General features: G+C 44.3%; 15 protein-coding genes. 1 reads left to right on the top strand and 14 read right to left on the bottom strand.

Annotation, left to right across the window (positions count from 1 at the left end; genetic code table 11):
- Position 1: 1 nt before the first annotated feature.
- From H9630_RS04940 to H9630_RS04900, 9 genes are all read right to left on the bottom strand, one after another.
- Positions 2-577 (bottom strand): YpmS family protein, encoded by a 576-nt coding sequence (locus tag H9630_RS04940; protein ID WP_191714346.1) that lies wholly within the window; start codon positions 575-577, stop codon positions 2-4.
- A gap of 12 nt (positions 578-589) precedes the next feature.
- Positions 590-1,390 carry a GDSL-type esterase/lipase family protein gene (locus H9630_RS04935; RefSeq protein WP_191714345.1) on the bottom strand — a complete coding sequence of 267 codons (801 nt, stop codon included), beginning with the start codon at positions 1,388-1,390 and terminating at the stop codon, positions 590-592.
- 39 nt (positions 1,391-1,429) lie between these two features.
- Positions 1,430-2,269, bottom strand: a complete 840-nt coding sequence (locus H9630_RS04930; protein WP_191714344.1) for a DegV family protein — start codon at positions 2,267-2,269, stop codon at positions 1,430-1,432.
- 87 nt (positions 2,270-2,356) lie between these two features.
- The gene (locus H9630_RS04925) at positions 2,357-3,097 is read right to left on the bottom strand and encodes a lysophospholipid acyltransferase family protein (RefSeq protein WP_191714343.1); all 741 of its coding nucleotides are present in this window, start codon (positions 3,095-3,097) and stop codon (positions 2,357-2,359) included.
- Positions 3,090-3,587, bottom strand: a complete 498-nt coding sequence (locus tag H9630_RS04920) for a dihydrofolate reductase (protein WP_191714342.1) — start codon at positions 3,585-3,587, stop codon at positions 3,090-3,092. The genes H9630_RS04925 and H9630_RS04920 overlap by 8 nt, the downstream gene beginning before the upstream one ends.
- A 367-nt stretch (positions 3,588-3,954) precedes the next feature.
- Positions 3,955-4,899 (bottom strand): thymidylate synthase, encoded by a 945-nt coding sequence (locus tag H9630_RS04915; protein WP_191714341.1) that lies wholly within the window; start codon positions 4,897-4,899, stop codon positions 3,955-3,957.
- 119 nt (positions 4,900-5,018) lie between these two features.
- On the bottom strand, positions 5,019-5,612 hold the full coding sequence (locus H9630_RS04910; protein WP_191714340.1) for a YpjP family protein: 594 nt from the start codon (positions 5,610-5,612) through the stop codon (positions 5,019-5,021).
- Positions 5,613-5,882: 270 nt separating this feature from the next.
- Positions 5,883-6,665 (bottom strand): class I SAM-dependent methyltransferase, encoded by a 783-nt coding sequence (locus H9630_RS04905; protein ID WP_191714339.1) that lies wholly within the window; start codon positions 6,663-6,665, stop codon positions 5,883-5,885.
- On the bottom strand, positions 6,662-7,099 hold the full coding sequence (locus tag H9630_RS04900) for a BrxA/BrxB family bacilliredoxin (RefSeq protein ID WP_191714338.1): 438 nt from the start codon (positions 7,097-7,099) through the stop codon (positions 6,662-6,664). The genes H9630_RS04905 and H9630_RS04900 overlap by 4 nt, the downstream gene beginning before the upstream one ends.
- 1,026 nt (positions 7,100-8,125) lie before the next feature.
- Between H9630_RS04900 and H9630_RS04895 the strand changes: the two genes are divergently transcribed.
- Positions 8,126-8,362: a hypothetical protein gene (locus tag H9630_RS04895; RefSeq protein WP_191714337.1), complete on the top strand. Its 237-nt coding sequence runs from the start codon at positions 8,126-8,128 to the stop codon at positions 8,360-8,362.
- 396 nt (positions 8,363-8,758) lie between these two features.
- Here H9630_RS04895 and nadR read toward each other — a convergent pair whose 3' ends face one another.
- The 5 genes from nadR to H9630_RS04870 form a co-directional block, all read right to left on the bottom strand.
- Entirely contained in the window at positions 8,759-9,808 is a 1,050-nt protein-coding gene (nadR, locus tag H9630_RS04890; RefSeq protein ID WP_318247978.1) for a multifunctional transcriptional regulator/nicotinamide-nucleotide adenylyltransferase/ribosylnicotinamide kinase NadR, read from the bottom strand.
- A gap of 3 nt (positions 9,809-9,811) precedes the next feature.
- Positions 9,812-10,549 carry a nicotinamide riboside transporter PnuC gene (gene pnuC / locus H9630_RS04885; RefSeq protein ID WP_191714336.1) on the bottom strand — a complete coding sequence of 246 codons (738 nt, stop codon included), beginning with the start codon at positions 10,547-10,549 and terminating at the stop codon, positions 9,812-9,814.
- 152 nt (positions 10,550-10,701) lie between these two features.
- On the bottom strand, positions 10,702-10,944 hold the full coding sequence (locus H9630_RS04880) for a hypothetical protein (protein ID WP_191714335.1): 243 nt from the start codon (positions 10,942-10,944) through the stop codon (positions 10,702-10,704).
- Positions 10,945-11,063: 119 nt separating this feature from the next.
- The gene (locus H9630_RS04875) at positions 11,064-11,270 is read right to left on the bottom strand and encodes a hypothetical protein (RefSeq protein WP_191714334.1); all 207 of its coding nucleotides are present in this window, start codon (positions 11,268-11,270) and stop codon (positions 11,064-11,066) included.
- Between the two features lie 233 nt (positions 11,271-11,503).
- Complete coding sequence (locus H9630_RS04870; protein ID WP_191714333.1) at positions 11,504-11,758, bottom strand: hypothetical protein; 255 nt, start codon at positions 11,756-11,758, stop codon at positions 11,504-11,506.
- Between the last annotated feature and the right edge of the window lie 24 nt (positions 11,759-11,782).

The following is an 11,782-nucleotide window of genomic DNA, read 5'->3' as shown; positions in this document are numbered from 1 at the left end:
CTTATGGTTCAATTGTCACCAACAAGCGGATATCATCCTCTTGCAGGTTGAACGATGCCGCCCGGACCGAGATGCCGTCATCCAACGGAATTTCCGTCAGCTTCAGCAGCACTTCCTCTTCAGCAGGCATCACTTCCATGAAATCCGGAAGTTCAACTGAGTCTCTTAGCAACTTTAACGCAGATTCAGGCGGAATATCCAGCATACCGACTTCCACAGATTTCTGTTCGAGCAATAAATTGCCATCTTCTTGAACAAGCGGCTCGAATTTCATCAAAATCGGCAATGTCACCGAAAAAATAGTCAACTCCGTCGATAAGCTGACATCGTCGTTAACGGACAACGCCAACGGAATCGGCTGGTCTTTCATCGCATCCTGTATATATGTGTTGGCAATTCCTTCAAAGTCAGCTTTTGTCGTATTGACGACTACCGTATTGCCGGCTGCCGGTGCATTTTTCAATGCCTGATAGGACGTATAGTCCTTCGGAGGCGTCGTCATATAGAGAACAACGCCCACCAGCGCCAGTACATTCACTGCCAGCAAAATAAAAAACGCAAAACGCCATTTTTTCATTTTCATTACCCCTTACTCTTTGTAGCTCAACCCGCATTCTTCCATCCGTTCCAGGATGCGCTCACTCATCAAATCATAGCCTTTGCTGTTCGGATGAAAGAAATCAGTATGGTAAACCAGATTTTTATTCCCTTCAAACAAATCACTGACAGGCACAAAACAGGCCTGTGGATCCGCTTCAGCGCTTTCCTGCATGGCCTCGTTATAGGAAGCGATAATTTGATCGAATTCCTCCACTTCATCCGTTATGAGCGAGAAAGGGTTATAGATACCCATGACAATGATGGGAACAGTCGGGTTGATGCTGCGGATAGCGGTAAAGATATTTTCAAACCGGTTTTCATACAAAATGAGTTCATCTTCAAAAGCTTGCATATTCAGTGAAAACAAATCGCGTTTGACGATCCGCATCACATCATTGCCGCCGATGGTCAGAGACAGGTAATCCGCTTCGGCTACCGGGCCGGTCAGTTCTCCCTGCTGGAACATCGCCAGCAATTGGTCGCTGCGGCGTCCACGTTTTGCCGTATTTTCAACTGCGACTCCTTCAACGCCCGGCCATGTCCGGATTTCAGCGGCTACTCTTCCCGTGTAGCCACCCAGATTTTCTTCATCTCCCACACCTTGAGACAAGGAATCCCCAAGTGCAGTGATGACCAATGCCTGGGGGATGAAATTCGGCGGTACCGTATACCGGCCGATAGACGGTTCGTTGCGCGGTTCCGCTTCTTCGTTATTGAAGATAAAAGTTGGACTGCATCCCGCTACTATAACTAAAGACAAAACGACGATAATCAACAGGATGCGCTTCAAATTCGTCTCTCCTTTTTGAAAATGGCCTTACAGCTTTCTTTAATCCGTGTAGTACATAAAACCAATGGCTCCGACTCCTGTATGGGTCGAGATGACCGGTGTTGTAAAATCGAATTTAATATCCGTAAAACCCGTTTCTTTAATTTTTTCACGCAACGGTTCAGCCATGGCAAGTCCACCAGCGTGGGCAAGCCCGACACCTTTTACGATTTTCCCGGCAGTCCGCTCTTTAAAATCGTTGAATAGATACTCGACCACCTGTTTGTGGCTTCTGACTTTCGCCACCGGTGTATAAGAACCATCGTCCAATGAAGCAATCGGTTTGATCTTCATCAATGAACCGAGCAAGGCACGCCCTTTACCGATGCGTCCCCCTTTGACGAGATTATCAAGAGTATCAACGACTACGAATAATTTTGTATTCAGACGGATTTTTTCTATCCGCTCCACAATCTCTTCCATTGACCTGCCGGCTTTTGCCATATCGGCAGCCTCGAATACCTGGAATGTCAACGCATGAGAAATGTAACGCGAATCGATTACGGTCACATCCGAGTCGGTCAGCTGTGCCGCTGTTTTTGCCGACTCCACTGTACCGCTCATCCCCCCAGTCATATGGATGGACAGAATCTGGTCGCCATCTTCTCCCAATTTATCATATAGCTCTTTGAATACACCCGGAGCCGGCTGTGAGCTTTTTGGCATTTCATCGGAATTCTTCATCAATTCGAGGAAAGATTCCGGTTCAAGGTCAACGCGGTCCAAATAGGTTTTGCCCCCGATTTGGATGGTCAGCGGGACCACATGCAAATTATATTTTTCAATGACCTCTGGTTTTAGATCAGCGGTCGAATCCGTGACGATATGAATCTTTGACATGAAATCACTTCCTTCTTATTCACTTAGTTTAAGGAATTGCCGGGCCTTACACAACTGATAGGATGTCTTGCGCAGTTCTATTTGCCGTCATTTATTGGTTTTTTGACGAGACAGCCCGGCAATGGCTTCTTCAATTTTTGATCGAACCAGATGGATTGCTTCTTTTGCATTCAACTGTTCGATGACGTCAGCTGGAATAGGGTCCAGAAGCTGTACTGCTACATCTGCCGGCAACACTTTATTGTTGTTTTTCTCCATGATCTCGGAAGTTCCGAGAATCGCAATCGGCTGAATCGGTACACCGGCATCTTTCGCGATACGCATAAAGCCGGACTTGAATTCGCCCATCCCTTCACCTTTGCTTCTGGTGCCTTCAGGAAAAATCAAAATCGAGTGGCCTTCCTTCAGCTTCCCCACGGTATCGGTGATTGATTTTAAGGCGCTCCGGCGATCGGTGCGATCCAAAAAGACACAATTCATCTGTTCCATATACAAAGGGATGATCGGCAGTTTCTTGACTTCTTTTTTGGAAATAAAACCGAAGGGCTTCGGAATCTTTGACAGCAGGACCGGAATGTCGAAATTTCCTTCGTGATTGCTGACAAACAGGACAGGCCCTTCAGGCAACTTTTCCAATCCTGTGATCGTAATGTTGCTCTGTGTCCGTTTCATGATGCCCGTTGCCCATTTTTGAGGTTCTGTGTGAATCAATTCATCGTATTCCTGTACACTCAACTGCGGCTTCTGTTTGATGAATTTCTTCAAATTCACTGTACTGAGAGGCAAATAGCCGAAAAGAAATGAGAATGTGCGAATGGAATTAAGCATAGTTCTTTTTCTTTTTGCGCCGTTCGTACACCTGGTACGAAAAAGGCACATCATTCGAAATTTGCTGTTCCGACTCGGAAACGAGTTTCCATTCACGGCCGTATTCAGGGAAGTAGGTATCGCCTTCAAATTCCTGATGGACCAATGTGATATACAGGCGGTCTGCTTCATCCAAAATCGAGTTGAAAATCTGCTCGCCTCCGATGATCATCACTTCTTCATGGGTTTCTCTTGCCAATTTCACGGCATCCTGCAGGTTATGGACCACATCCACACCTTCTGCCTGGTAATCGTCGCTCCGTGTCACGACAATGTTGCGGCGTTTCGGAAGCGGTCTGCCAATAGATTCGAACGTATTGCGGCCCATGACGATTCCTTTACCAATTGTGTGTTCTTTAAAATAAGCCAAATCGGCCGGGATATGCCAAGGCAATTCGTTATCTATACCGATGACCCGGTTCGGATCATGCGCTACCATCAATGAAATCATTTATTTTTCCTCCTAAACCGCGCTTGGCGGGTGTTGAACTTTAGTAGTTGTTGAAGAAATCGCTCCAGGCGGACGCTTTCCGCGGGCACGGCTTCTGCCGCTTCCCTCGCTTTGCTCAGTCCAGTGGCTCCACCTCGTGCTGTTCCCTCAGGAGTCGCCCCCTTCCGCTCTTTCTTCTAATAGTCAGATCCTTGCTAATAAATGAAAGTTCTAATTACTGCTTGCCCATTAAGATATGAAGCAAAACAGCGCAGACTTCTTAGGGAGCAGAAAGGAAAGAGGAATCTACTCGAGCGTCTTGCCCGAGTAAGTTCAGCCAGTGTCTTTGCGACGAAGCTAGCGCAAATTAGTTTATTTGCATAACTCGTTATACAGCAACCGGCGCTTTGATCCGTGGGTGTGGATCGTAGCCTTCTATTGTAATGTCCGATAAGGTCAGGTCGAAAATCGATTCGACTTCTTCATTGATTTTTAAAGTCGGCAGCGGTTTTGGTTCGCGCGTCAGCTGTTCCTTCACTTGTTCCAAGTGGTTAGAGTAAAGATGCGTGTCGCCTGTTGTATGGACAAAGTCACCGACTTCTAAATTGCATTCCCGCGCAATGAGATGCGTCAGTAAGGCATAGGATGCAATATTGAATGGCACGCCTAAAAAGACATCTGCACTTCGCTGATACAGCTGGCAAGACAATTTGCCGTCGGCTACGTAAAATTGGAACATGATGTGGCATGGCGGCAAAGCCATGTCATCGATGAATTCCGGGTTCCAGGCAGTGACAAGATGACGGCGGGAATCCGGGTTTTTCTTGATGGATTCGATGACGTTCTTCAATTGGTCAATGGTGCCTCCTTCTGTGGTGGCCCACGATCTCCATTGCTTGCCGTAAACCGGACCTAAGTCGCCGTATTTTCCTGCAAACACTGGATTTTCGATTACTTTACGCTGAAAGCCCTGCATCTCGATCTTATACAGTTCTGCAAACTCAGGATCTTTTTGGGCACGGCGGCCGAAGTCGGTCATATCGGGGCCGGCGTATTCATCGCTTGCCACCCATTGCGCAAACGCCCACTCGTCCCAAATGTGGTTATTGTCTTCAAGCAACGCCCGAACATTGGTGTCGCCTTTGATGAACCAAAGAAGCTCTGAGACTATCAAGCGGAATGCTGTTTTCTTCGTAGTCATTAATGGGAATCCTTCATTTAAATCAAATCTCATTTGATGGCCGAAAACACTCAAAGTCCCGGTTCCGGTCCGATCTTCTTTTTGTGCTCCGTTATGTAAAATATGTTCGCATAAATCTAAATATTGTTTCATGTAAATCGCCTCCATTGTTAAGTCTAATCATAACAAAAACTGCGTATCAAGACACTTTTCATACAAATAATTATGAAACTATAAAAATCCAAACAAAAAACCGTCACAAAGTGAACGGTTTAGGAAAGCCATTTCGGCGGAGTATTTTTAGACCAGTAAATGTCGCCCAAAGTTATATGTTTTTGGAAGTTATCCTCGGCCAAATGATAATGAAAATTGAAGGAATAACCGACTTGCGGTTTTTTCTCGGTTCTTACATGGAAACGGATTTCGTCTTTATTGGTTTCGGTATCGTAGACATGGAAAATCTTTTCGGAGTAATCGCCTGACGGTTTTTCGGAAATCGCCAATTTCTTCAGTTTGCCTGAGTCCAAGTTCGCCAAATGAAGATCGATGGCCCGTTGGATGTTCGGCAGCACAGAAGTTTGGAATTCTCCTTGAATGACTGGCCCAATGCGTGAACCGAATTTTATGTAGGACTGTTCTTCGGCAGACTGGTGCACTGAGTGGATGAAGGAGTCGCCGGTATCGTAAAATTCGCTCGGGTCGATCCAATCATAGACATATTGTTTGTTATCGCTTTGCGCTGCATGTGATTTCGGTTGGCCTTTTTCGTCCAAAAGGGACTCCCAGATCAAGTGGTTCGGGGAGATTGCGCCCAATGTCAATACGGCAACTGTAATCATCAGCGACTTTTTCCACCAATTTTTCATCAACATCACCTTTTCATATATGAACATTTTAGTAACGCGTTTGCTTATTTATACGAATTTCCTGTGTAAAGGTTTCATCTTCTTGAGATTCATTGTACAATAAAGTTATATACAATGCCTTGTTTTTTTGAAAAGGAGGAATTTTTGTGGATGCATCATTATTGATCGGATTAGGTCTTCTATTCATGCTTATATACTTGACTTCACTTTCAATTACGGATTAATAAGCAATAAAAAAACTTCCTGTAAGCCAGGAAGTTTTTTTATTGCTTATTTTTGTGTTTGGCACAGGATGACGCCGTAATGGAATTTCGTATTGGGTCGTACGCGGCGGGTAAAACCGAAGCGCTCAAAATCCTCCGAACGGAAATGCGCTTTCAGTACAACGGATTTACGCGCTACACGTTTTGCTTCTGCGATCCATAGTTCCGTCAACTGGCCTTGGTCAGCCGGTCCACGTAATGGCGTGAAGTTGGACGCTTCCGTAATTTCCTCTGTGAACATCGGGTCCATGTAAATCACATCGATGGAATCAGAGTCAAGCGTCTGCAAGAACGATACAGCATCAGAAGAAACCACCTCGATCCGCTTCATCGCCTCATCCAGATGCGGCATACCATTGTATTGCCCGAGCCCTTGCCGAACGACGTAAGCGAGGATCGGATGGCTTTCGCAGCCATACACCTTACCTTCCTCTCCGACACGCTGGGAAGCCACAATTGAATCAGACGCCAGGCCCAAAGTACAATCCAAAAAAGAATCACCACTCTGAAGGCCGGATACGTCGATCAACGGATCCTGTTCAAGCGGACGCTTTGTCCGGAACGCTGCCGAATTCGGATGAAAAAAGAACGGCTCGCTTTTACCCCTCGGGTAAAACTCGAGCCGCTCCTTCAAACAGACCACAAGATCCGCTTTTTCATCCGCATGCATTCTGTCGATGGAACGTTTATTGCGCGGGACTTGCAAAAGCGAAAGGTCTGCTGAAACGCGTTCGGCCCACTCCAACGTGGCTGTAGTCGGCCGGTACGCAGTTGTGACTACCGTCTTCACTGAGCAGCCACCTGTGCAAGAACCTGCGCCAAATGGTCGCGGATCTGTTCCATTGGATAACCCTCAATCTGTTCACGCGGAATGAAATATGCCAATTGACCGTCTTTCAGCACCGCAATCGATGGAGATGACGGAGGAACTTCCTCGAAATAATTGCGCATTTGCGCAGTCGCTTCTTTATCCTGGCCGGCAAATACCGTCACCAAGTGTTCCGGTTTCGCTTCTGCCGTATTCAATGCTTCCAGAACCGCTGGACGCGCCAAGCCTGCTGCACAACCACAAACCGAGTTGATCACAACAAGACTTGTTCCTTCAGAACTGCTCATGTGTTCGTTTACCTCTTCTGCCGTCAGTAACTCTTTAAATCCTGCACCCGTCAATTCCTGGCGCATAGGCACAACTATGCCTTTCATGTACTCATCATATGCGTTCATGCTTTCGCCTCATTTCATTTGGATTATATCTTTAGTGTAACCCAGATGGCTTGGGATTTCATAGTGTGGGGTTTTGGAGGTTTTTTTTGTAGACTCGCCTGAGTTTTCTTAATAAGAAAACCAGGCTTTTATGCCGTGAAGTCTCGAGATTTAATCTGGATTCTTTTCGAGTTGCCGCAACCACCTACCAGGAACTGAAAATTTTGATTTTAGCCGAACAAAAAATCCTTGAAATGAGGATCGACTTCTTTCAGGATAATTACTCTCAGCGACTGACCTATCGACCATGATCAGATTGGACCTTCGTCATCATCGCAATTTAGTTTTTCGATTTCGGACTTTTTCTATCACTGCCGGCCTGCATGGATTCAAATTTATAGGGGCGCTCGTCAATTGTGCACGTTTGTTAGATATATGGCCTATCCAAATTTTGTTTTCTGCATTGTATTGAACTTCCGCACAACTCCAGAAGCCTGTACGCGTTTCTTTTTCAAAAAACACGGTAGCTGCTCAGAAATAAAATAGGAATGGTAATCCAAAGCAATACAACAACAGCATTGAACATCAAGGACGTAAGTTTCCATCCTGTGTTATAGTTACTTGTATGATTTTATGGATTCTTAAGACTTTTCTTAGTCACTTTCCATTAGGAAAGGCGTGGTCTATTTGAGACTCAATAGCATCAAAAGTTTTCTACAAACGATGCACGACTATTCATCGGTTAATATCACTCAGACTTTTGCTTCTGAGGACAAAACAAGAAGCTTATCAGTTCAATTCATAGCAGCAATTCAAATGTTTTCTGTTACCGATGCTGCAACAAATCAATTGTGGGAAAATGCATCTATGGACGAGACTGCTTTGTTTATCGACAACTATCTTAGTGCTAACCTACTTCCAGTCAGCTCCTGATTTTTTCAGGGGTTTTCTTTTGCTCAGTATTGGGCATACCAAGAAGTGGACCCGGGCAACGAGATTCATTTCCTCCGTCTAAAACTACGTCTGAAAAGGAAGAGCCTGATTTTCATGAAGTTAGAAAACATCAAAGAACTGTTGCAGATCATTTGTAATTTCAACAACTCCAACATCACTCATACCTTTGCAGTTAAAGGAAGCGATGAGACGCTAACAGTTATCTGCATTCAAGAAACATTCATTCTTGAAATCACTTCCAATGAACAGGAAATAACAAAGCACTTTACCTCCATTGACGAAGCAGCTGAATTTATTAATGAAAAAATTCATGTGCTTGATGATAATTGACTTCTCTTAATCGGGAGGTTTTTTGTTTTCTTTTTTTAAAAAAAGTTTGGAAACTCTACTTAAAAAATCCTTAAGAATAAGAGGTCGATTATGAGATGAAAAAGCAGAGAAAAGAAAATTGCTTTATAGGCTTGGTTAAGGAAATTGGCCTTCTAATTATTGTTGAAGCTGCATTTCTAGCAATATGGAATACTTTGATGGCCATACCAAGATGGATTTATCGTATGTACACCAGTATTTAAGTTTACCTAAAGAATGATTTTCAGCTCAACTTCATACACGTTGAACTATTTTGGCCATTTTTTCTTATATATCTTTTGTATGGTCTCCATATCCCTCTCCACAAAAAAAGACACAAGCCAAGAGCTCTCACCCTCAACCTGTATCCAATAGACTTTATTCATTTATTTCCCCATAAAGCTTCTCCTCCAAAACTTCATCAACCAGCTCGATCGCCTGTTCCAGACGTTCGTGATAATTCCCGCTAATGGAATAGTAGGTGATATTTTGGCGATCCAGTATGGCTTTTAAATAATCGTTGTTGCGCTCCCGAATCGTCTGTTCGCCGAACAACCGGGTGCCGTCATCCACCCATTTCACATCCGGCTCAAGGAAAAGCCACAGGTCATAATTTTGCAGGGCTGCGACTTGGTCTAAGACCGGTTGCTCATAACCCAGATATGCCCACGAGAAATACTGGGTGACGTTCGCTTCTGTGTCGATAAAGAGCAGTTTGTTGGCGCGTTTGGCCTGTTCTGTTTCGTGGTATTTATGCTCAAATGCGATTTTCGGGAAATCGGATTCGATGGCGATTTCGGCACCGATATGGTCATAGAATTTGCGCCCGTATTCTTCCACATAGCTGGTGTTGTACAGGTTTGCCAGGTTCTTGACCAAGGTCGACTTGCCGGCGCTTTCGGTTCCCACTATGACAACGGTCCGGACAAAATAAGGCTGAACCACATGCGGGATAATCGCCCAATGTTTCATCGCGCCTTCTTCGCGTATCTGCGTGGCCGAGATCGGATAGGTCCGGCGCTCCGCATCCAGGACGACGTGCTTCGCACCTGGATAAAGCTTTTCGAAATGGTCGCCATAGGCATGTTCAGAACTGAAGACCACATCGATTTCTTTTCCAATTGCTGCTTTGATGCCGACAGCACCCTTCTCCCAGTCGTAGAATTCGCCTGTCTGTTTTTCTGCAACAGCATGCACTTTAACATGCGGCAGGTCTTTTGTGAGTTCGTTCCACCAGCGAAGCCGCTGATGAAAGGGAATGGGCTTCATGGTCGTCCCCTTGAAATAAAATTCCCGCTCATAGTCCTCGTCATGCGTCAAGATGATGTGCAATTCCTCTACCATTGTACTGGCACGGATCATGGCACTGACATGCCCTTGATGGATAATCAAAAACTTGCCGCCATACATTCCAACTTTTGCTATCACTCGTTAAACAGCTCCTTCTTCCAGCCCTTGCTTTTTGGCCATCTTTCTCCAGTTGTAATAACCATACATCGAGTTAAACAAAAATGCGGTCCACATTACCACCAATGTATAGTCGTTGCCGCCAGTTGAATCGAGAGTGATGACCCACAAGGCGATAGAAAGAATGTTGACCAAAATCCAGAACAGCCATTGCTCCGCAAATCGCTTCAGCATCAAAATCTGGGCTGTAACAGACAACACATTCGTTGCAGAATCCAGTCCGACAGACCGTCCGCCGATCGCCTGGAGCAAAATCGCATATAAAACCGTTCCTACAATAATCGCAATTACGGTATAAAGCCAAGAACTCATTTTCATGGTTTTGACGATGACGTCTTCACCCTGCACACTGTCTTTGTTCCTGATGGTGTTGCGATGCCATAAATAGAGCCCGATAAATTGGATCGGGAAATAGAAAAGTCCGTTGAGCATCGCTTCCCCGTATAACCCGTAGGTAAAAGAAATGTACGCGTATGTAGAGGTTTGGATGATCCCGAAGTAATAATTGCTGATCTTCCCTTTTGCAACCAGCAAGACGCACAACATACCGCTTAAAGAACTGATAAGCCCAAGGAGCGTGTCGTCCCAAGCAAAAAACAAATAGATATTAATGGCAGTGAAAATGAGAAGCCAACTCTTTTCGAATAAACTCCAATCTTTCAAAAATCGTTGTGTTTTTGATTCAGCAGCGTTGATGGCCATGGCTAATCCTCCCAGATTTTATATCGTTTCATTTGCCTACCAGTTCTCCTCCTGACTCCGTTACTTATTACCCCAACTATACCATTTTTTCTCACTCCGCCAACTAGTTTTCAAAAGAAAAAGAGCGCCCATAAGGACGCTCTTTCGGGAAATTATTTAGTTGAAAAACTGGCATATAAATTCTTCAAGTATTTATCCGGATGCGGCATCGGATGATTCTTGCCTCGTTTGGTGTTTTTTTGGTAGCTTTCAAAAGCGGCATTAATCAGTGCCCAATCTTCTGGATAATCTTCTTTAAAATTCGTTTTGAACACATGCCACGTCATGTCTTCGCCATATTTTTTGATCATTGCTTCTATTTTTTTCTTCTTCGCTGGAAATACTGCACTGCCCATATCATCACTCTTTTCTCTAACCAATATACAGCATTTAAGAAACTTTGAAAAGAACCTTTAAAGCGGCGGTTCTCCTACTTTCCATTTACTCTATAGTAGTCAAATTAAAGAGCCATCCCTCAGGATGACTTGAATAATGAGATTTGGATGCCTTCAGCAGTAGGTGGGCGAAGAGTAAGGGTAGTCCCGTTTTCTTCTACCGTGTATTCTTTTAAATATTCTTCCACATCCTGGGGATGCTCTGCACTCGTTTCCCGTAAAAGCTCTTTAATGATCAACGAGCTTCTTTTTTCATTTAATACAATGCCATTGACTGTAAGATTCAACTGAAACCCTCCTATGTATACTTAAAAGATATCATAAACTTATCATCTTTAAACGTATACATGGACCTAATATTTATTAATATTTTTCTCTTAAAGTACCGTTTTTGTCTATTTAGTCGTATAAAGTAGTTTTAAATACCCATTAATGATTAAACAAATAATAGTCAAGACACCTATACCAGTTGTTCTCAACATAAAAATGCTGCCTTCTCAGGCAGCATTCAGTTTCTTGTTCAATTTTGCTGTTCAGGAAGAATATTGTTGAATAGCTCTGGCACCAACCTATTGACTGCGAAGTTCTGCGTCATGCCGCAATGGCCGCATCCTGTGACGATCACCGGAAATTTTCCGGACGTTGATTTACCCAGAAACAGCAATTCATCGACGATGACCGGATCTTTTGTTCCGCAAGCAGAACAAACCTTGCTGACACCTTTGTCATTTAATGTTTTCGCAATGATTTCCAGTTGTTCTTTGTTCAGTCTCATGTTCTTCCACCTTCCCTCTTTTTT

Source organism: Planococcus wigleyi (assembly GCF_014836985.1).
Lineage (GTDB): Bacteria > Bacillota > Bacilli > Bacillales_A > Planococcaceae > Planococcus > Planococcus notacanthi.
Note: the sequence above shows the minus strand (reverse complement) of the source record. Positions and strands in the feature narration are given on the sequence as shown.

Excerpts from the sequence above, each read along its gene's own strand:
- H9630_RS04940 (WP_191714346.1), bottom strand. The coding sequence starts at position 577 with ATGAAAAAATGGCGTTTTGCGTTTTTTATTTTGCTGGCAGTGAATGTA.
- H9630_RS04930 (WP_191714344.1), bottom strand. The coding sequence starts at position 2,269 with ATGTCAAAGATTCATATCGTCACGGATTCGACCGCTGATCTAAAACCA.
- H9630_RS04925 (WP_191714343.1), bottom strand. The coding sequence starts at position 3,097 with ATGCTTAATTCCATTCGCACATTCTCATTTCTTTTCGGCTATTTGCCT.
- H9630_RS04920 (WP_191714342.1), bottom strand. The coding sequence starts at position 3,587 with ATGATTTCATTGATGGTAGCGCATGATCCGAACCGGGTCATCGGTATA.
- H9630_RS04915 (WP_191714341.1), bottom strand. The coding sequence starts at position 4,899 with ATGAAACAATATTTAGATTTATGCGAACATATTTTACATAACGGAGCA.
- H9630_RS04910 (WP_191714340.1), bottom strand. The coding sequence starts at position 5,612 with ATGAAAAATTGGTGGAAAAAGTCGCTGATGATTACAGTTGCCGTATTG.
- H9630_RS04900 (WP_191714338.1), bottom strand. The coding sequence starts at position 7,099 with ATGAACGCATATGATGAGTACATGAAAGGCATAGTTGTGCCTATGCGC.
- H9630_RS04895 (WP_191714337.1), top strand. The coding sequence starts at position 8,126 with ATGAAGTTAGAAAACATCAAAGAACTGTTGCAGATCATTTGTAATTTC.
- pnuC (WP_191714336.1), bottom strand. The coding sequence starts at position 10,549 with ATGGCCATCAACGCTGCTGAATCAAAAACACAACGATTTTTGAAAGAT.
- H9630_RS04880 (WP_191714335.1), bottom strand. The coding sequence starts at position 10,944 with ATGGGCAGTGCAGTATTTCCAGCGAAGAAGAAAAAAATAGAAGCAATG.
- H9630_RS04870 (WP_191714333.1), bottom strand. The coding sequence starts at position 11,758 with ATGAGACTGAACAAAGAACAACTGGAAATCATTGCGAAAACATTAAAT.